Below are 19,912 nucleotides of genomic sequence, written 5' to 3'. Positions count from 1 at the left end.
ATGCCCATGGAGAAGCGCTTCTGTGGGAACTAAAAAATGATGGAGAAAAAAGATGACCTTTAAAATTTTAACGGATTCTACAACAGACCTGTCTGAAAAATGGGCAGCTGAACACGATGTTACAATCCTAGGCTTGACCATTCAGCTGGATGGAGTGACCTATGAAACAGTAGGGGAAAACAAACTAACCAGTAAAACCTTGCTTGAAAAGATGAAGGCAGGAAGTCAACCAACTACCAGTCAAATTAACGTAGGCCAATTTGAGGATGTCTTTAGAGAATATGCGAAAGCTGGCACACCGCTGTTGTATGTAGCTTTTGCTTCCTTGCTATCTGGAACCTATCAGAGTGCAGTTATGGCTCGGGACATAGTCTTGGAAGACTATCCTCAGGCTGTGATTGAGATCCTTGAGAGTCGGGCTGCTTCTATGGGGGAAGGGCTTCTGGTAATGAAGGCTGTCGAAGCACGATCAGAAGGTAAATCACTAACTGAGACCTTGAATATTTTACTAGCTTTGCGACCAAAAGTTCAAACCTATTTCTTAGTGGATGATCTGAATCACTTGGTGCGGGGCGGAAGGATTTCAAAAACAGCTGCCATGATCGGTAGTCTGGCTAGTATCAAGCCAATTATTGCAGTTCAAGCGGATGGAAGTTTGAAACCAATTGCTAAGGTGAGAGGAAAGAAGAAGGCTCAGGCAGAGTGTGTTCGCATGCTTTTAGAAAATATAGCGGATGATCGTGCAGTGATTGCTCATGCAGATGCTGATCAGGATGCTGAAAATCTGAAGGAACAGCTCTTAGCAGATGGCCGAGTGAAAGAAGTCTTGATTGAACCACTTGGACCAGTTATTGCAACCCACGTTGGACCAGGAACCTTAGCCTTATTTGGCTTCGCAAAAAACGACCGAGATTAAGAAACAAACTTGAAAACGAAAACAAGTTAAAAAGTGAAATATTTCCGGCAAAGATATTGACTTTTGGCCTAAAAATTTGGTATGATAGTAAGCGGTATTGTTTACCCCATTTGTAAGGCCCCGGAACCTTTCAAATAACTTGCGGACCGGAACATCCGCCCTGTAAACAAAAACGATATTCAAATAGGAGAAATCATGAACAAAACAACATACATGGCTAAGCCAGGTGAAGTTGAACGCAAATGGTACGTAGTTGACGCTACTGATGTACCTCTTGGACGCCTTTCTGCTGTTGTAGCAAGCGTACTTCGTGGAAAAAACAAACCAACATTCACACCACACACTGATACAGGTGACTTCGTAATCGTTATCAACGCTGAAAAAGTTAAATTGACTGGTAAAAAAGCTACTGATAAAGTTTACTACACTCACTCAATGTACCCAGGTGGATTGAAATCTATCACTGCTGGTGAACTTCGCTCTAAGAACGCTGTTCGTTTGATCGAAAAATCAGTTAAAGGTATGCTTCCACACAATACTCTTGGCCGTGCTCAAGGTATGAAATTGAAAGTATTTGTAGGCGCTGAGCACACTCACGCTGCACAACAACCAGAAGTTCTTGATATTTCAGGACTTATCTAAGGAAAGGAACAAATAAGCTATGTCACAAGCACAATATGCAGGTACTGGACGTCGTAAAAACGCTGTTGCACGCGTTCGCCTTGTTCCAGGAACTGGTAAAATCACTGTAAACAAAAAAGATGTTGAAGAGTACATCCCACACGCTGACCTTCGCTTGGTTATCAACCAACCATTCGCAGTTACTTCAACTGCTGGTCAATACGACGTTTTCGTAAACGTTAATGGTGGTGGTTACGGAGGACAAGCAGGAGCTATCCGTCACGGTATCGCTCGTGCCCTTCTTCAAGTAGACCCAGACTTCCGCGATACTCTTAAACGCGCTGGACTTCTTACTCGTGATGCTCGTATGGTAGAACGTAAGAAACCAGGTCTTAAGAAAGCTCGTAAAGCATCACAATTCTCAAAACGTTAATCAACACGATTATATCAACGTTTCGAAACACTTCATGGTTCACACCATGGGGTGTTTTTTTGATGATTTTTAGACAAATTCACACCACTTTTCACACCAAATTCACACCATTATTTTTTAAGATTTCGAAAGGCAATTTCTCCAACAGCCATTGGGATTACGTTTGAAGTGTTGACATAAGTCTTAGTTGTAATCGTATCACTATGAGTGAGTGCTTCAGAAATAGCTTCCATAGAGGTTCCAGCCTGTTTAGCGAGTGTAGCTCCTGTATGTCGTAATTTATGAGGGGTTGCATGTGCAAGTTCTGGATGACGGCGCTTAACAGATTTCATCTTGTTGTTAAGATAATCAGCATGGAGACGACTGTTTACATTCCCCTTTGTATCAATATATGTAAATACATACTGATCAGGAGTTTGGATAATATTGAATTTAGCCAGTTCAATTTTTTGCTGTTTTTTCCATTCCTGAAGCAAGTCAGTTAACTCATTAGGAATTCGAAAAGTTGTCTTCTTGTTTCCTTTGGTAGACTTTGGATTTTTGTATTTATCTAAAGCTTGTACTAACTGAATTTCCTGTTCCTTTGTATTAACATGCTTCCATTGCAAAGCGTAGCTCTCTGATTTTCTATCACCTAGGAAAAAGGTTGTATAGAATAACACATAATCTTTGAACAGGAGTTTGTCATTTTCTAAATCTTCTTCAAACGCTGTAAACCATGCTTGTAGTTCTGATTGTGACAGATACAAATCTTCATCATTTTTAGCCTCTTGTAGTTTGATTTTTTTAGTTGCCTTAATACGGCTAATGGTTTTAGAGAGGCGATTAGTTTCGATATATTCTAATTCCTCAGCCCAATCAAAAATAGAGTTAACATAGCTTCTGATGACTTTGAAGTTGGCATATTCTTCTGCTTTTTGGGTCAATAGGTTCAAAACAACTTGTTTATTTTGATTGAGAAAATCAATAGAATAATTTCCAAGCAAGGGTAGGATATGTTTTCTAAAGACAATTTCTGTACCGTCAATAGTAGCTTGTGAAGGTGGTTTTGTGGTAGATGTTGTTTGACCTGCTTTATAGGATTCCCACCAAATATTGTGATAAAAATCGGAAAAGAGGGTTGAACCATTTGTTTCCAATAAGGTTGAATCTCCGCTTAAAATTTTATCAATCCTGTTTTGTAATTCAAGTTCGTATTTTTTAGCTTCACTCCTTAGCTTAAAACGTTTTTCAATCACTTTTTTATCAATTCCCAATGATGATTTGACTTCTTCTGGGACATAGATACGTAAGCGATAAGTTCCATTTTTAGTTTTTGTAATTGACATAGTATTCTCCTTTTTTTGAATTGAGCTAGAAAAATACCGTGGCTTAATTATATCAAACCACGGTTAGAATGCTACTGATTTTGTAACCAGTGATTGAGTTCAATTCTATCAAAGCGGACAGTTTTTCCAACTCGAATAACTGGTAACCCCTTTTTTATCCAAGAATCAAGCGTATTATTGGCAATTCCTAGATACTTACAAGCTTGTTGCTTGTTCAAGAATGGACTTTCAATGTTGTTACTATCCAATTTATTTTTTATTTCATTTTCTATAAGCCGGCTAATTAACAGTTGTAGCTGATGAATTTGTTCGTCTGGTAAAATCACTTGCATAGTCTTTTTTGTCCTTTCATGATATAATATTTGTAGTTATTATTTCTAAGGCGATTTGTTTACGGCAAGTCGTCTTTTTGTATGCCCCAAGTGTTGGAACTTTGGTGTTCACGGACATATTGGTCAATCTCCTTTTCATCGCTGTTGGTAAATTTCGATAATCCCAGTTTTAAGAGGTCTTGGAGAAATTGGTCTGCTCCTTCAAGAGTTGTTGCCTCATATTTAGCCACATAGAGTTTGGCTAAGGTCTTTGAGACTTGTTTTTCCGCCCATCGTTCTGACTGTCTAAGCGTTGGCTTGGTACGTTCAGTGCTTAACCGTGTTTTGATTTCCGTCTGGAGGTAATCCAGCCACCATTTGACGGGTTGGCGTCTGCGCTTATTTGTGTCCCTGCCATTTGGTCTGACAAAACGGTAGTGTCCGTTGATTGCCTCAAAGTAAATGGCTGTCAGAGGTCTTTTAAGGTGTATTTGGTGAGCAATGATATTGGCTTTTCCTTGCCAACAACGGAGTTCTGCTCTGACCCAAGCGTTTGTCTCATCAACGATTTTACCTTTACCTTTTTGTTCCATGAGTTTGTTATAGACACACCATTGTTGGCTCCCTCGTGCCCCTATGGTGACGGTCTCACCAACCCGTTCGCCTGTTTCAAGGATTGACCGCTCGTGATAGTCCATATATTGTGCTCTTGTAATACACAAGCCTCGTTTACAGTAGGCGTAGAGGGTTTGAACGGATAAAGCCTTATCGTAGATGTCATTGGCAATATCTATTCGGGTAAAGTTGACCTGATAGCGGTAAAGGCGTGTGACCAGAGCTACCCAGTTGTTAGCGTTACCCACCATAAATTCCTCATATTGGCGACAGCCTCGTCCTTTGAGTTCCAGATAGACCCCCATCTTATCTAAGACTTGGTTAAAGTAAACCTTGATGTCTGAACAGGCATAGTGGCGTTGGTATTTGTTGATTCCCCAAGCATTCAGGGCAAAGTTCTCTTGAGAAATTAGCAATATTTCTTTTAATACCTTTTCTGGGGGGATATCTTTAATAGTTACAGCGAAGTAGTCAATTCTCACGCTGTTTTCCATGTTTAATCACCAATGAATTTAAAGTCATTTGCCACTAGTTTTACTCCAGACCAATTATTACGAGTCATATTCCACATGAGGCGGACTTGGGGATTTACCAGCTCAACAGTCTTATCAAGTAAACCGTCGTTTTTTGCTAGTTTCATGATTTTGTCAAGGTTATCATGGATTTCAAGCGTAATCGCTTTGAGTTCTTCAATAGCGATATTCATCTCTTTTAGAACTTTTATTTTATCTGCATCTTGAACAGTACAAACTAATTTAGATGGTTCTTCCGTTCGAACTTGTTTCCCGTTGACTTCACGGTATTGATAACTAAGTCGAGCTGATAGAATCACAACTTGTTTAGGTAGGTCAAATTGTGATTTATCGAGGTTCAATTCTCCAAGTTTAATCGAAGTATCGGTAAGTGTTAAGTTTGCCATAGTGTTCTCCTTTGTGTTTTCAAAATATTCATTTTTACTAGACGTACACAGAAATCGCTTTAAGCTCTACTCTCCCAAGGAATTTCATTGATTAGTAGAACTAATTTGCCGTAATCCCAGATGTACCAAGGGCTTACTTTACTTTTCATGTACGTTCGTGCCCCCTATTAGTATCGGGGCACTAATTTTTGGGGAAGATTGCCCGTCCAAGCACGGGCACGCCATTATGGGCTACCGTGTTTCTACACACTCGCCCATGGCGTTGTGCTTCTAGCCGTGCTCACTTCCCAAATAATTTTTTCCTCTTCGATTTCTCTAAAACTTCAATCTGTTTTCTTAACTGCTCTATACGAATAGCTAATACCTGTTCCTGTTGTGTTAAGTCTGTTACTTTTTGACTTAACCCTTTTAATTGAACAGTTAAACGATTGACTTTTTGGTTAATAGATAAGGGAGAGGCTCTACTCGGTGCATAGGCTTTTAAGATTGCTTTATCAAGCCCAAGGTTTCCTTTGGTATCTGCAATTTGTTGGAGTTTTTCAATATCATCATCTGTAAAGAGATAGATTTTACTGTAAGAACGTTTACCAGTTCGGACTCGACTTTCTTCAAAGGTAGTCCCTGTGAGTTGTTCAATCTTTAAACGCCATTTTTTTAGTGTAGAGATAGAGTTCAATCCCTTAACAAGTTCAATTATTTGGGCATAACCATAAAACTGTGTCATTTTTGTCTCCTCTCATTTACTTTTATGGTAAAATATTATATAATCAAGAGGTAAATAATTATTTTACCTTTAATTATCTTTATTATACAAAACAAAATTTTACCTTTCAACCCAAAAAAGTAAAAATATATTTTACCTAGAAAGTGAGATACTAATGGCTCCTTTATATAATTATACGACTGTTCTACGAGCTGGAGAATTAGATATTAAGTCAGCTCGCTTAAAAGCAGGAATGACTCAAAAAGAATTGGCTAAGATTATTGGTGTCACAAAACAAACGATTATTAACTACGAAAAAGGCACTACCGACCCAAGCTGGGAACGCCTTGAAGATATAGCTAAAGCTTTAAAAGTTGATGTGGATGCGCTTTTTCCTTACAATGAGTTTGGAGAGATGAAAGGGGATGTGAAATGGGCAGACCATTTGGAGCGCTTAGCTAATGATTGGCATTATGCTCGTATGGCAGAAGAAGAGTTACTGTTAGAAAATCTTTTTGAGTATGCTCAATTTCAACGAGAAGTGGAACAGAAAACTTATACAAAAGAACAACTGAATCAAGAGTTAGGACTTGAAAATAATAACATGTCTGACGAAGATAAAATAGAACTCATTCAACTTAAGTATGAAAAGGATATTCAAAGGAAAACGGAAAATTTAATTTCTTTGTATAAGGAACAATCGGATAAAGAAATTGATGTAATTCGATTTGAGCATACAAATTTATAAAGTAATTAATTTTGTAAAACATGAAATTACTTGAAAGAGTTAAGTGAAGCCTGATATACATGAGAATTTAAGTTTTTAGTTTTATATCAATAGCTAAAAAATAGGGAGACATGCAGATGAATACAAAAGAATCAATGGATTTAGGAGAGCTTTTTCGTGAGTTACGTATTGCACGAGGCTTAAAATTGAAAGATGTTGCAAGTGATAAATTGTCTGTCTCACAATTATCTAAATTTGAGAATGGTCAGACGATGCTTTCGTCTGATAAGCTATTAGTAGCTATATCGGGTATTCATATGAACTTTTCAGAGTTTGGATATGCACTGAATAATTATCAAGAGCCTGAATTTTTTAAATTAGGAGAAAAAATAGCAGCGCTTCACTCGAAACAAGATATTGATGGTTTAAAAAAGCTATTGGTAACTTATAAGGGATACGAAAGTTTTGATGTTTATAATCGTTTAAACCTATTAGTTATTAAAGTAGCTATCCATTCCCTCGATAACGGCTCTCTAATAACTGATGAAGATAAAAAATTTTTAACTAATTATTTATATGAGATTGAAGCATGGACAGAATATGAACTGTATATATTTGGTAATACAATGTCCATATTGTCAGATAGCGATTTAATTTTTTTAGGTAAAGCGTTTGAAGAACGTAGTAAATTATATTCCTCACTTACAAGTCATAAAAAAAGTGCTGAAATAGCCTTTTTGAATCTAATTTTAATTTTAATTGAGCGGAAAGAGATTTACTATGTGAGGTATTTCATGTCTAAATTAGAAGAAATATTGAATTACCAAGATATGTTTGCTATTACTTGTTTGCATGTTTTAAAACAAGTATCAGACTATCTCAATGGTGATGTAAAGAGCATTGAAAAAATAGATAATGATATAAACATGATTGAAAAGCTAGGTAATCCCATTGTTGCCTCTTTTTTAAGAATAAATCTACAACAATTTTTACATTGATAAAAAAGCTACTAGATTTAAATCTAGCAGCTTTTTAACATTTTAGCTCATAATAGCTTATAAAATTGGTAGTAGGAAAAATGGTAGGACAAGAGCGAGAGAAATAATTCTTTTTAAAATTGTTTTTAACATAAGGTAGAACCTCCTTTTACTATTATTATAAATTGAAATAAGTAATAAGGTGTATTTTTTCAAATATGAAAATAATAGTAAATTAAAGTTCTTATTTGAAATTATCTAGGTTATATATAAAAGAATGCTAGAATAACAGTGTAATCGGTTACACCAATTATCCTTTATCGAAATTAATACTAGTAAAATATTTTTCTAAAGGATAATAATACTAAAAGAAAAGAGATGGTTATTATGGGAGTCCAAAACAAAAAGGTGAATTTGTGAATGTACTAATATTGCTTTATATTGCACTGGGAAAGGTGGTTTATTATGAGAAACAATGTATCACTAAACTTCAATCTTAATAAAATTGAAAAAACTTTTCTATTTAGTTTGCTCGTTTCTGTAGGTATGCTTATTGCGGTAGGAAATATCTACTGGATTTGTGGAAAATTTGGTATTCGGTTGGCTCCAGGATGGTACCAAGATATTGTAGACTTTGTATCTGCTGGCGGTTCAATTGTTGATGCCTTTGCAATTATTGCTGGGATTACACTTCCAGCATGGATTGCACCAGTTTTAGCTGGTTTTGGTGTCGTAAGTGCTTAAATACTGTTGGAGGATTGAGGGAGATAAATTCTTCCTCAATTTTTCAAAATTCAAGTAAGTAATAATTAGATTACTAAGGGAGAAAGGATGAGAGGGAAAAAATATTTAATTTTGACCTATTTATTAACCGCTCTTATAGTATTTTATTTTTCCACTTCTTCTGAAAAGCAAGTAATTTCAAACTATAATGTAGCTTTTGGCTTTGAAGATTTTATCCAAATACTTTTAAAAAATTCAATTGCTAGTATTTGGTTATTATTAGCATATATCTTTGGTGAATCAATTATCTATATTTTCTTTATAATTAATGGAGTAATCTTGGGACTTTTGTTGTCTTCCTTTTCGTCAATAACATATTTATTGCTAGTTTTACCACATGGATTGATTGAAATAGGCTCTTATGTATATTTATCAGATACTATAATGAATATGAGGAATCAGAACCAAGATAAGAAAAAAGTGACTAAACGTTTTATAGTCTCTTTCCTATTGTTAGCTTTAGCGGCAGGGGTTGAAACCTTTATAACCCCTTTCATGATTAATTTCATTAGTTAAGGAGAAATAAAATGGATAAAAAGCATAAATTACCCATTGTATTTACAATTTCATTATTTATCTTTATCCTTAGAAGTATTTTTATTTCTGAAAAAACCTTTCAAATAAAATACAATATACACTTTAACTTATTCAATACACTATTATTTATAGTGATTTCACTAGTAATTACAGCTGGTGTATTAATTTTAAATACCAATATAACCTATTTTATAATTAAGAAGATAATAATAAGATTTTCTGACATAAACATAGATAACTATGATTTTAAAAATACATTGTATTTTATTTATCTATTATCTTATTCAATAACAGGTGCTATCTCTGTGATAACAAGTCTATTTATCACAATAACAAATTTATTTACTTTACTAATGAGTTTAGGTAATTATGTTTTAGTAGCTTTATTATTATTTATTGAATTAAAAAAGGCCAATGTATCTAAAAAAGTTAATACTCTATTGACGTTGGTAATTCTAATTGGAAATAGCTTAACGGTTGTGTATATGCTATTGCAATCTTAGCGAGGTGTAAAAAATGAATACAAAACCAGTATTAGAAGTGCTAAACTTAAGCAAGCGGTATACAGATTTTCAATTACAAATCAATAATTTAAAAATCCAAGAAGGAAGTATTGTTGGATTGATTGGTGAAAATGGTTCAGGAAAATCAACTTTTCTGAATTTGTTGTTAAATCAAATAAAAAGTGACTCATGTAATATGAAAATTTTAGGTTTGGATTCTGATAAAGATGAATATCAAATAAAACTTAACCTAGGAGTGATTTTAGAACAAAATTATTTTCCAAATTCGTTTTCAATTCAACAAATTGAAAAAATGCTAAAAATGATTTATCCAAGTTGGGATAAAGAACTTTATTACAGCTTAATTGATAAATTTGCCTTACCTATTAACAAAGCTATTGGAGATTTTTCAAGGGGAATGGTTGTAAAACTAAACTTTGCTGCCACATTATCCCATCATCCTAAACTTTTGATTGCTGACGAAGCAACAAGCGGGCTTGACCCTATTGTAAGAAAAGAGATTTTAACTATACTAAAAAAATATGTAGATAATAATAGAATGACTGTACTATTGTCTTCGCATATTTTAAGTGATTTGGAACAAGTCGCTGATTATTTTATTTTTATTGAAAATGGGAAAATTCTACTAAAGGGCGAGAGGAGTGAGTTACTTAACCGTTACGCTATTAAAACCGAAATAGCACATTTGCCATTGAAAAACATCAAATATAAGTTGTCACAAGATAACATTATTCAATATTTAGTTGACGTATCACAAAATGAAGTTGATAGTGAAGACTATGCTACATTAGAAGAAATATTATTATTTCTAGCAAAGGGAGTGAGGATAGATGAAGGGACTACTCTATAAAGATTTTCAACTTATTTTGAATAAAGTAAGTGTGACGAATAGATTGTTAATTGTCTGTGCGTTATTGTTAATAACAATTTTTGGTAGAGAGTCTGGAGCAATTTTTTTATCAATAATGGGACCAATTGGCTTGGCATCTATACCAACCAGTCTATTAGTTTCTGACTATGAAAGTGGTTGGAACAGGTTTGTTGGTGTTTTCCCAATTTCCAAAAAAACGATAGTTCTAGCTAGGTACATTTTTTGTATCTCTCTAATAATATTTGTTAGTTTTATAACTCTGATTTTGAGTCTTATAACCGCTCTAATTTTTCAACAATTCAGTATACAAATACATATATTCATATCAATAGCTGGCTTATTGATTGGCATTATGTATGTAGTATTCTTACTTCCGTCGGTTTATGCCTTTGGTACATTTGGAAGCACAGTCGTAAATATACTGGTTTTGGTATTCATTATGGGAGCAGTTTACATTTTGCAGAAAACAGCTTTTGGTCTAGTATTTATTTCTTGGATTAGCAATACTAATGCTATTCTACTAATAATTGCAAGCTGTATCTTAATTATGACAATAACGGTTGTTTCTATGATAATATCAACCAAAATATACTCTAGTACATTTAATAGATAGGAGTTTAATTGTTATGAGTAAAAAAATATATCATCAAGTAGCTGTTGCTTTAGCAATAATTTCAATTATATTGGCAGTTGGATTGCTAATTTGGGGAGAAAGAGGTACAATCTTTTTTGCAATTATCCCTCTTTTAATTGCAGGATTGGTAGAACGAATGGGAAAGCAAGGGGAGGAATAGGAATAGATTTCCATCATAGTTAGTTTTTAGAATAATAGAAAAGACGCTTGTTTTATACTCAAGTGTCTTTCTCATTTGTTTTCTATACGAAAAAATAAAGGGAGTATTCTACAAAAAAACATAATAAAAATTAGATTATTCAATGGTGTGAATTTTAGATATTAGTTAGCTCAATTCAGTGATTTTTAGGTTAAAATTCACACCATTCAAGTACAATTACTTGAAATTAGATAAAATAATTTATATTGCAAACTCGTGAAAACGCTAATTTTAAAGGCTTTTGAATTTTATCAAAACATATTTTTTTCAAACCAGGCTTGAAAAAAGCTCGTAAAGCATCACAATTTAGTAAACGTTAAAACTTATTTAAACTTATTGAAAGCATTTCGTATCAAAAATACGGGATGCTTTTTCTGTTCACCCCAAATTTTTGTAACTAGGTGATACTTGAAATTAATACAAATTTGGTTGTTTTTGATAAATCTAAGCAACACTAAATGATGAAGTGAAAGGGGATGAATCTTTGATAGTATTCATTTATTGTGAAATATGATATATTTATTAATTAGATGGATGAATACTTCTAGAGTTAAATATAGCATAATAGGGACAGACTTTTTGGTTTATTTTTGTTTGTAGTCGGATTATGAAAGAATATCCAATATTATGCGATAAGATAGAATGTTACAAAAAAGAAAGGGGATGCAATCCGATGAAGAAAGACAGATTAATTGTATTGACAGATGCTGTTCTAGCAATTATTATGACCATCTTGATTTTAGAGTTAGAAAAACCAACAACACCAAGTCTTGAAGCTTTTTGGGATTTACGGCAAAATTTCTTTGCTTGTTTTCTTTCCTTTTTCTGGTTGGGATCGTTATGGATGGCACTAAACACATTATGGGAAAAGGTTGAGAAAATTTCCTCAGAAATTATTTGGTGGAATTTGTTTCTACTCTTGGAGCGGCAGGAGTTCTCTTTGGAGAATTTCATGCCATCCAAGATACCAGTCTGAATGATGTGGTGGACCGGATCTATATAAATGTCAAGGATTTACCGTTTCAGTCCTTGGGAGCTTTAGCTAATATCCTGTCTGATGTTAAGAAGGGACTGATTCAAGACAGTCATATCTGGTCTTTCTTCCAGTCATTTTTCAAACAATATCAGTTGATAATCAGCTTAAATCAGATCTATCAGTTTGTCTATCTTTCTCTGATGGAGATCATGTCCTATCTTCACTTTGATTATTGGAAAAAACGGCTCGGTCAGGAGCTAGGATGAATAAGGAGAACAAATGAGACGTTTAAAAATGTTATGGCATATTATACAGGTTACGGGTTTTACTCGGTTTGCTCTGAGTTTTGTGACCTTTGTTTTTGGGTCAGGAGGCGTGCTTTTCCTAGTTGAACCTGCTATCACAAATTACGGAGACGGTCTTTGGTATGCTTTTGTGACTTCGACGACTGTCGGCTACGGGGATCTCCTAGCTGTGACCTTGATTGGAAGGATTACCAGTGTCTTCTTGACGATTTATGGGCTCATATTTTTTGGCTGTTTATCAGCTGTTATTATTAATTATTATACCGATTTAAATAAGGAAAGAGGAGAGGACAAATGACTGCCAATTATTCAACACGGGAATACCGTGAGAAATTATACGATGACCTTCATGTTCGATTGAGAGATACAGCGATTTTGATGTGTGCAATTTTTATTGCCTCTATCGGTCTAAATATGAATTCAACAGCTGTTATTATTGGAGCCATGTGAATTTCACCTCTCATGACACCGATTGTTGGACTGGGATTCGGTTTAGCTATTTTTGATACGCGTTTAATCAAGCAATCTCTAGAGGTTTTATTGACTCAAGTGTTGGTCAGTTTGCTTGTCTCGACTCTGTATTTCTGGATTTCTCCCTTGTCTTATGCAAGTAGCGAGTTGATCGCACGAACCTCTCCAACCATTTGGGATGTTCTCATTGCTATTGCTGGTGGGATTGCTGGTGTGATCGGTTCAAGGAAAAAAGAAGCAAACAATATCGTGCCAGGAGTAGCCATTGCTACAGCTTTGATGCCGCCTATCTGTACTGCTGGCTATGGTTTAGCTAATGGGAATGTACGATTTTTATTGGGGGCTCTCTATCTTTTCTTGATCAACTGTGTCTTTATCATGCTAGCCAACATTGTTGGAACAAGAATTTTGATGAGAAAATCTCCTTTAACTTCATTTAAAGAGCTGAGCATTAAAATGAGAATTGGCTTGATTTCTTTGATTGTATTGTTGATTCTTCCAGCTAGCTATTCGGCAGTTACTCTGACAATAGAACAAGCGCGCAAAGAAGGGATCAAACAGTTTGTAGGAAAAGAGTTCGCCAATTATACGGTTATTAATCAAGTCTACAAGTCAAGTAACAATGAATTGGTCTTGACGGTTGTTGGAGATCCGATTTCAGAAGAAGAATTAGAAACACTCCACCAAAAACAAGCCTCTTACGGTATTCAATCTGTTCAATTGAAAGTGAATCAAGTTCAGAACTCGCCAACATTAGATAGTGAAGCGACCAAGGAATTTTATGAAAACATTGACAAGTATATTGATCAAAAACTCTCTGAAAAAGATTCACAAAACGATCTCGTAAAAGAAAATGAAGCAGACAAGGATTGAGGACAATGAACTGAATCGGTTTTTACGCCGTGTTTTTCTTGTATCTTCCTCTTTCTTACTTATAGCAGGTTGTTTTTGCTTGAATAAGAAATAAATTAGAAGTTCTATCATCTAAGAAAAATGATGAAAAAAATCATTTAACTAATGGTGTGAACGTTTAGTGTTTATCAGCTCCATTCTCTGTAATTTTGGGGGTAAAATCCACACCATTTAGATAAAATTAGTTGAATTTGATTGGAAAAACGCTTTTATAAAAGCGGAGAAAAGTCTTGATATTACGCTGTTTTTAGTCCAACTGAAATTCATACTTTCCAAACCAGGCTTGAAAAAGGCCCGTAAAGCATCACAATTTAGTAAACGTTAATTCGTTACTGGACAGCAGAATACAAACGAAAACACTTTGCATCTTGCAAGGTGTTTTTTTCTATGAGAACTGGCGGTGCGCAATTAGGATAGCTCTAGCGACTTTAGTCGCATAGAGATATGCTATGCACAGTTGCCTCAAGAAAACAATGCTTCTTGGTCCACCCTGTTAGACAAGCTTCAAAACCAAGGAATCCAACAGATTTCTCTTGTAGTTACAGATGGCTTTAAGGGGCTTGAGCAGATTATCAGTCAGGCTCACCCATTAGCTAAACAACAATGTTGCTTAATTCATATTAGTCGAAATCTAGCTAGTAAAGTGAAACGAGCAGATAGAGCGGTTATTCTGGGGCAATTTATAATGATTTATCGTGCTGAAAATTTAGAAATGGCAGGACAAGCTTTAGAGGACTTTCTCGCCGAATGGAAACCAAAGTATAGGAAAGTCATGGAAAGTCTGGAGAAGACGGATAATCTTTTAACTTTTTATCAGTTTCCCTACCAGATTTGGCACAGCATGTATTCGACAAACCTCATTGAGTCTCTTAACAAAGAAATCAAACATCAAACGAAAAAGAAGGTTCTTTTTCCTAATGAGGAGGCTCTGGAACGTTACTTAGTTACGTTGTTTGAAGATTATAATTTCAAGCAAAGTCAACGAATCCATAAAGGGTTTGGTCAATGTTCTGATACACTTGAAAGCTTATTTAATTAACACTCCGTAACTCTACTTAAGTGTTTACACATAATTATTTACAGTATCAAAAAATAAAGTATATTGTTTTCATCATAATATAATTAAATATCAGTATAGAGAATTTTATCTATATATCAGATATCAGCAATTGCTTTTGCTGTCATTTTTCGCTACAATAGTTACAAGGAGGAAATAAACATGTTAAAAGAAGTATTAAACGTCGCAAAAGTTGCGAAAAAATCATCTCTCTTCTTAGGAGGGGTAGCATTTGGGACGCTTGGCTTGAAAGTCTTAGCAAGTAAAGAAGCTAAGAAAGGCTATTCTAAGGCCTTGGCTAAAGCTTACAAATTGAAAGATGGACTGGATGCATCTGTTTCTGTTGTAAAACAACACGGTGATGATGTTTTACAAGACGCTAAATATTTATACGAACAGGAAAAGAAAGAAGAACAATTAGATAGCCTGACAGGTGAATAATATGTCTTTTAAAGTGCTACACAGAGGATATCAACATATCCGATTATCGTCCTCGTTTTCACTGACCTTGGATATTCAAGATTATCTTCGTTCCTTGGCTAAAGATGAAAAAGGGATCGACTCTATTCAGTTTTATATGGATCAGCAGCACTTTACTCTACGTATGAAAGAAGGCTTCTCTGTATTAGAAAATGCAGAGGCCTTTTTAAAAAAAATTGACAAGGGGAAAGTTTCGGACTTGATGACTCTTCCCATTCGTAGAGAAGAGAGTGCTTATTCAATTGTATCGGGTGCAGCGATTAAGCGTTTGCTGTTTCGAAGTTTTGTACCCTACCCTATTCGTTATATTTGGACTTGTTATCAGGCTTTGGGTTATGTCAAAGAAGCCTATCAAACTTTAGCGCGCAAGGAACTAACCATGGAGGTCTTGGACTGTTCGGCCATTTTGTTGTCCTTGTTTATGAACCAATCCAAGACAGCTAGCAACATCATGTTTATGCTTGATTTGGGTAATCATCTGGATCAGTGGTCTTTAAAAAAAACAGCAACAGATTTGGAACAAAGCCTTCTTGCTAAAGAAAGTGATGTTTTCTTAGTGCGGGGAGACATGGTCATCAGCATCAAGAGTTCTGATGTTCAAGTAGGTGATGTATTAGTTGTCTCCCAAGGTAATGAAATCTTGTTTGACGGCCAAGTGGTTTCAGGATTAGGCATGGTCAATGAGAGTTCCTTGACTGGAGAGAGCTTCCCTGTTGAAAAGAAAGAGGGAGATTCTGTATGTGCGAATACTGTTTTGGAAACAGGAGAGTTAAGAATTCGTGTGACTGATAATCAGATAAACAGTCGTATTTTGCAACTCATCAATCTGATGAAAAAATCTGAAGAGAGTAAGAAGACAAAACAACGTCATTTTATTAGGATGGCAGACAAGGTTGTAAAATATAACTTCTTAGGTGCTGGTTTGACTTATCTGTTAACAGGTTCGTTTTCAAAAGCCATTTCCTTTTTATTGGTGGATTTTTCATGTGCTCTAAAAATATCCACACCTGTAGCCTACCTTACGGCCATAAAGGAAGGTCTAAATCGAGAAATGGTTATTAAAGATGGTGATGTATTAGAAAAATATCTGGAAGTGGATACTTTCTTGTTTGATAAAACGGGTACCATCACGACGAGTTATCCTTTGGTTGAAAAGGTTCTTCCTTTCGGAGATTATACTGAGAAAGATATTTTAAGAATAAGTGCATGTTTGGAGGAACATATCTATCATCCTATTGCCAATGCAATTGTTAAACAAGCTGAAATTGAAGGCATTGAACACGAAGAAATGCATGGCAAGCTTCAGTATGTTGCAAGCAAAGGGATTAAATCGCAAATTGATGGTCAATCGGTTGTCATTGGAAATTATGTACTAATGCAAGACGAACAGGTAAGAATTAGTTCTGAGCAGCTGGCCTTGATTGAGCAATATAAGACTCATTACAATTTATTGTTTTTGGCTTATAAGAAAGAATTAATTGGGATGTTTTGTATCCACACTCCCTTGAGAAGCGAGGCGAAAGTTGCATTGAAAAAGCTAAAGCGCCAAGGGAAAAAACTGATTCTGGCAACTGGTGATACGTTGGCTAGAACAGAAGAGTTGGTTAAAGATCTGCCATTTGACAACGTTTATACTGATTTAAAACCAGATGGTAAGTTTCAGTTGGTTCAGGAATTACAGAAAGCTGGCCGAACTATTTTGATGGTTGGAGACGGGTTAAACGACTCTGCTGCCTTGACGCTTGCAGATATTGGGGTTGTGATGAATGAAAGTGCTGATATTTCTAAGCAGATGAGTGATATTTTATTATTAGATAATCGTTTAGATTTCTTCGAGGAATTGAATTCTTTATCTGAATCGTTGCAGAAATTAATTCAAAGAAATATTCAAGAAACAGTTGTAATAAATGGAAGTTTAATTGGATTTGGGTTGTTAAATTGGTTAAGCCCATCTAATCTTTCGATATTGCACAATCTGACTACTTTAAGAATCGTCCTTCGTAGTCTTTCTATTAAAAGTAGGTAAGAGACCGAGAAGCTGAGGTTATAAAAACTAAAAGGAGTTGTCTCATTTGAGAATAACGGCTCTTTGTCAACTGTAGTGGGTTGGTGGAAAATTATACCCTGGAGAGGACCAAATTGGTTCTCTCCTTTTAAATATTGAAAAAACCATTGGCAGTGGACATACTTTAAGACTATATATTTCTGAAACTAGTTTCACAATACAAATATTGACATGCAATTATTAATTGGTGGATTTTAAGTTGACATCTACAAAGGTTAATGTTAGAATACATTCAAAAATATATTTGAATGAGGTGTTTTATGATTCAAAATATTGTTACTTCAATAATCCTGTATTCTGGGACAGCCGTAGACTTACTTATTATCCTAATGTTATTTTTTGCCAAAAGAAAAAGCAGAAAGGACATCATTAACATCTATTTAGGACAATTTCTAGGCTCTGTTAGTCTAATATTCCTAAGTTTGCTTTTTGCATTTGTCTTAAATTATATTCCTAGTAAAGAGATTTTAGGTTTACTCGGTTTGATTCCAATTTTCCTAGGCCTCAAAGTTTTGCTTTTAGGAGATTCTGATGGAGAAGCTATTGCAAAAGATGGTTTGCGAAAAGACAATAAAAACCTGATTTTTCTAGTCGCTATGATTACTTTTGCAAGTTGTGGCGCTGACAATATTGGTGTCTTTGTCCCATATTTTACCACCTTAAATTTAGCGAATTTGATAGTGACTTTACTTACTTTTCTAGTCATGATTTATCTCTTGGTTTTTTCTGCCCAAAAATTAGCACAAGTCCCTTCTGTTGGAGAAACTTTGGAAAAATATAGCAGATGGTTTATTGCCGTTGTCTATTTAGGATTGGGGATGTATATCCTGATTGAAAACAACAGCTTTGACATGCTATGGGCTGTGTTAGGCTAGGAGAAAAAAATATGAAAAAAGATAGTATCTGTCAAGTGGATGTTATTAATCAACAAAATGTTACAACCGCAACGAACTACCTTGAAAAGGAAAAAGTCCAAAAATCACTTCGCATTTTATCAAAATTTACCGATAATAAACAGATAAATATCATCTTTTATCTCCTTGCCGTCGAAGAACTCTGTGTCTGCGATATAGCCTGTTTATTAAATCTCAGTATGGCATCTGCCTCCCACCATCTTCGTAAACTAGCCAATCAAAACATCTTGGACACTAGAAGAGAGGGGAAAATTATATATTATTTTATAAAAGATGAGGAAATCAGAGATTTTTTTAATCAACTAGGATAACAACTATTTTTACTACTTTTCCATGATTATAGGGAGATTATATATGAAATTTTTTGATGAAAATTACTCACAAGAAATACCTGCTCGTATCAAATGTTTAAGAAAAAAGTATAATTTAAAGCAAAGCGACCTAGGTAATGCAGGTCAAGTTAGCCAAGTTGAAAAGGGAGAAATTTGAAAGAATTTGTATCTTTTATTTTTTGTTTCATTTATGCCCTATGCTACTGGAATAGTTAGTAGCATAGGGCACAGCTCTTTTATGGACTGATCGTTATTGTTTCAACGGTAGCAAACTGGTTTTTACATAAAGTAATTGATAAACCCAATATAGATCAGAAAGAAATACTTGAAGCTACCGCACAATATAGGAAGTTATTGATACCTGACTTAATAATTAAAGGAGTGGGATTGATTCTATCCTTAATTCTCTATCCTCCGATTATGATGTATAGTATTTTAATTGCGGCATTTTACATCATAACTTTAAAAACACTATCCGAAAAAAGAGTGAATAACTAAAAAACGGTGACCAAAGTTAGGTGTATTATTTTAATGCTTAGAGACCTAAACTATTCCCCTATTTTAAAAATATTGATTCAGATTTTATGAAATTAAAAAGTAGATATTGTTCAGAAAATCCTTGATATTACGCTGTTTTTAGTCCAACTGAAACTCATACTTTCCAAACCAGGTCATACGATTTATAAGTAAAAGAACAAATAAAAAAGAGGAGCTTCACACTAAAGTTCCTCTTTTTTTAAATATCTGAATCATTATTCTTATTTCAAAAAAGGTAGAGTTTGAATTGAAATACAGTGCAATATATCGCATTTGGCAAAAAGAAAAAACGCTTGAAATCAGCGTTTTTCTTATGTATTGATTCGTATTGAATGCTTACTTAACTTCTGTAAAAACCAAATAAGGTAAACTTTTGATATTCTGGTTCGATTTTATCTTATTTTTAATGAAAGTTTACCTTATTTAAATGAAAGTGATTGAACTTTATTGAAATTTGAATTTTTAGAAACTTATGAAAACGTTGATTTTAAAGCATTTTGAAATTGGATAAAATAAGTGGTGCCCCAACCAGGTCTTAAGAAAGCTCGTAAAGCTTCACAATTTAGTAAACGTTAATTTGAAAGAATTACTATACTTACAAAGAGCACCTTTCTTGGTGTTCTTTTTTATATTTCTATACTAAATTGGTGCAATTGACACAGTTGTTGCGACTTTAGTTGCTTACAAATGTGGCTGCAAACTGACAGAGTCAGTTGCCTCAAAACGTTAATCAATACGATTATATCAACGTTTCGAAACACTTCA

24 protein-coding genes and 2 pseudogenes are annotated in these 19,912 nt (G+C 34.6%); 21 read left to right on the top strand and 5 right to left on the bottom strand.

Annotated features, from left to right (window positions below; all coding sequences use genetic code 11):
• The first annotated feature begins 52 nt into the window (after window positions 1–52).
• The 3 genes from HMPREF3108_RS08475 to rpsI all read left to right on the top strand — a co-directional run bounded on the left by HMPREF3108_RS08475 (window position 53) and on the right by rpsI (window position 1,970).
• The gene (locus HMPREF3108_RS08475) at window positions 53–916 is read left to right on the top strand and encodes a DegV family protein (RefSeq protein WP_070494218.1); all 864 of its coding nucleotides are present in this window, start codon (window positions 53–55) and stop codon (window positions 914–916) included.
• 195 nt (window positions 917–1,111) lie between these two features.
• The gene (gene rplM, locus HMPREF3108_RS08470) at window positions 1,112–1,558 is read left to right on the top strand and encodes a 50S ribosomal protein L13 (RefSeq protein ID WP_003026230.1); all 447 of its coding nucleotides are present in this window, start codon (window positions 1,112–1,114) and stop codon (window positions 1,556–1,558) included.
• 19 nt (window positions 1,559–1,577) lie between these two features.
• Window positions 1,578–1,970 carry a 30S ribosomal protein S9 gene (rpsI, locus tag HMPREF3108_RS08465; protein WP_048777331.1) on the top strand — a complete coding sequence of 131 codons (393 nt, stop codon included), beginning with the start codon at window positions 1,578–1,580 and terminating at the stop codon, window positions 1,968–1,970.
• A 110-nt stretch (window positions 1,971–2,080) separates the two neighbouring features.
• Here rpsI and xerC read toward each other — a convergent pair whose 3' ends face one another.
• The 5 genes from xerC to HMPREF3108_RS08440 form a co-directional block, all read right to left on the bottom strand.
• A complete protein-coding gene (gene xerC / locus HMPREF3108_RS08460) occupies window positions 2,081–3,298 on the bottom strand; it encodes a site-specific integrase (protein WP_070494217.1) in 1,218 nt (405 codons plus the stop codon).
• A gap of 71 nt (window positions 3,299–3,369) precedes the next feature.
• Window positions 3,370–3,630 (bottom strand): helix-turn-helix domain-containing protein, encoded by a 261-nt coding sequence (locus HMPREF3108_RS08455; RefSeq protein ID WP_061599972.1) that lies wholly within the window; start codon window positions 3,628–3,630, stop codon window positions 3,370–3,372.
• A 59-nt stretch (window positions 3,631–3,689) separates the two neighbouring features.
• A complete protein-coding gene (locus HMPREF3108_RS08450) occupies window positions 3,690–4,718 on the bottom strand; it encodes a replication initiation factor domain-containing protein (RefSeq protein WP_070494215.1) in 1,029 nt (342 codons plus the stop codon).
• 2 nt (window positions 4,719–4,720) lie between these two features.
• Window positions 4,721–5,143: a hypothetical protein gene (locus HMPREF3108_RS08445; RefSeq protein WP_070494213.1), complete on the bottom strand. Its 423-nt coding sequence runs from the start codon at window positions 5,141–5,143 to the stop codon at window positions 4,721–4,723.
• 280 nt (window positions 5,144–5,423) lie between these two features.
• The gene (locus tag HMPREF3108_RS08440) at window positions 5,424–5,867 is read right to left on the bottom strand and encodes a hypothetical protein (RefSeq protein ID WP_046165025.1); all 444 of its coding nucleotides are present in this window, start codon (window positions 5,865–5,867) and stop codon (window positions 5,424–5,426) included.
• Between the two features lie 154 nt (window positions 5,868–6,021).
• Between HMPREF3108_RS08440 and HMPREF3108_RS08435 the strand changes: the two genes are divergently transcribed.
• The 18 genes and pseudogenes from HMPREF3108_RS08435 (at window position 6,022) to HMPREF3108_RS11000 (ending at window position 18,767) form a co-directional block, all read left to right on the top strand.
• Window positions 6,022–6,594, top strand: coding sequence for a helix-turn-helix transcriptional regulator (locus HMPREF3108_RS08435; RefSeq protein ID WP_008808384.1), 573 nt, complete (start codon window positions 6,022–6,024; stop codon window positions 6,592–6,594).
• A gap of 116 nt (window positions 6,595–6,710) precedes the next feature.
• Window positions 6,711–7,571, top strand: a complete 861-nt coding sequence (locus HMPREF3108_RS08430; protein WP_061599690.1) for a helix-turn-helix domain-containing protein — start codon at window positions 6,711–6,713, stop codon at window positions 7,569–7,571.
• A 444-nt stretch (window positions 7,572–8,015) separates the two neighbouring features.
• The gene (locus tag HMPREF3108_RS08425) at window positions 8,016–8,294 is read left to right on the top strand and encodes a class IIc cyclic bacteriocin (RefSeq protein ID WP_008808386.1); all 279 of its coding nucleotides are present in this window, start codon (window positions 8,016–8,018) and stop codon (window positions 8,292–8,294) included.
• 87 nt (window positions 8,295–8,381) lie between these two features.
• Entirely contained in the window at window positions 8,382–8,849 is a 468-nt protein-coding gene (locus HMPREF3108_RS08420) for a stage II sporulation protein M (protein WP_008808387.1), read from the top strand.
• Between the two features lie 11 nt (window positions 8,850–8,860).
• The gene (locus HMPREF3108_RS08415; RefSeq protein WP_061599689.1) at window positions 8,861–9,373 is read left to right on the top strand and encodes a hypothetical protein; all 513 of its coding nucleotides are present in this window, start codon (window positions 8,861–8,863) and stop codon (window positions 9,371–9,373) included.
• Between the two features lie 13 nt (window positions 9,374–9,386).
• Window positions 9,387–10,244: an ABC transporter ATP-binding protein gene (locus HMPREF3108_RS08410; RefSeq protein WP_070494212.1), complete on the top strand. Its 858-nt coding sequence runs from the start codon at window positions 9,387–9,389 to the stop codon at window positions 10,242–10,244.
• Complete coding sequence (locus HMPREF3108_RS08405; protein ID WP_000677415.1) at window positions 10,225–10,878, top strand: ABC-2 transporter permease; 654 nt, start codon at window positions 10,225–10,227, stop codon at window positions 10,876–10,878. The genes HMPREF3108_RS08410 and HMPREF3108_RS08405 overlap by 20 nt, the downstream gene beginning before the upstream one ends.
• Window positions 10,879–10,891: 13 nt before the next feature.
• Window positions 10,892–11,059, top strand: coding sequence for a hypothetical protein (locus tag HMPREF3108_RS10850; RefSeq protein WP_020992799.1), 168 nt, complete (start codon window positions 10,892–10,894; stop codon window positions 11,057–11,059).
• Window positions 11,060–11,771: 712 nt separating this feature from the next.
• The gene (locus tag HMPREF3108_RS10530) at window positions 11,772–12,074 is read left to right on the top strand and encodes a TMEM175 family protein (RefSeq protein ID WP_004240734.1); all 303 of its coding nucleotides are present in this window, start codon (window positions 11,772–11,774) and stop codon (window positions 12,072–12,074) included.
• Window positions 11,999–12,340, top strand: coding sequence for a hypothetical protein (locus tag HMPREF3108_RS08400; RefSeq protein ID WP_070494211.1), 342 nt, complete (start codon window positions 11,999–12,001; stop codon window positions 12,338–12,340). Before HMPREF3108_RS10530 ends, HMPREF3108_RS08400 begins: the two co-directional genes overlap by 76 nt.
• A gap of 13 nt (window positions 12,341–12,353) precedes the next feature.
• Window positions 12,354–12,677, top strand: a complete 324-nt coding sequence (locus HMPREF3108_RS08395; RefSeq protein ID WP_001253404.1) for a potassium channel family protein — start codon at window positions 12,354–12,356, stop codon at window positions 12,675–12,677.
• A pseudogene (locus tag HMPREF3108_RS08390) lies at window positions 12,674–13,723 on the top strand (DUF389 domain-containing protein). Before HMPREF3108_RS08395 ends, HMPREF3108_RS08390 begins: the two are co-directional and overlap by 4 nt.
• Before the next feature lie 487 nt (window positions 13,724–14,210).
• Window positions 14,211–14,801 (top strand): annotated as a pseudogene (locus tag HMPREF3108_RS08385) (transposase); the annotation flags it as partial.
• Between the two features lie 180 nt (window positions 14,802–14,981).
• A complete protein-coding gene (locus HMPREF3108_RS08380) occupies window positions 14,982–15,260 on the top strand; it encodes a DUF6110 family protein (protein WP_002893755.1) in 279 nt (92 codons plus the stop codon).
• 1 nt (window position 15,261) lies between these two features.
• Complete coding sequence (locus tag HMPREF3108_RS08375; protein ID WP_002893754.1) at window positions 15,262–17,325, top strand: heavy metal translocating P-type ATPase; 2,064 nt, start codon at window positions 15,262–15,264, stop codon at window positions 17,323–17,325.
• A 299-nt stretch (window positions 17,326–17,624) separates the two neighbouring features.
• The gene (locus tag HMPREF3108_RS08370) at window positions 17,625–18,239 is read left to right on the top strand and encodes a CadD family cadmium resistance transporter (RefSeq protein WP_002911684.1); all 615 of its coding nucleotides are present in this window, start codon (window positions 17,625–17,627) and stop codon (window positions 18,237–18,239) included.
• An 11-nt stretch (window positions 18,240–18,250) separates the two neighbouring features.
• Window positions 18,251–18,589 (top strand): Cd(II)/Zn(II)-sensing metalloregulatory transcriptional regulator CadX, encoded by a 339-nt coding sequence (gene cadX / locus HMPREF3108_RS08365; protein WP_000711078.1) that lies wholly within the window; start codon window positions 18,251–18,253, stop codon window positions 18,587–18,589.
• Window positions 18,590–18,632: 43 nt separating this feature from the next.
• Entirely contained in the window at window positions 18,633–18,767 is a 135-nt protein-coding gene (locus HMPREF3108_RS11000) for a hypothetical protein (RefSeq protein WP_255778472.1), read from the top strand.
• Window positions 18,768–19,912: the final 1,145 nt, after the last annotated feature.

Source organism: Streptococcus sp. HMSC10A01 (assembly GCF_001807785.1).
Lineage (GTDB): Bacteria > Bacillota > Bacilli > Lactobacillales > Streptococcaceae > Streptococcus > Streptococcus gordonii.
This window is presented reverse-complemented; position numbering and strand designations above follow the sequence as displayed.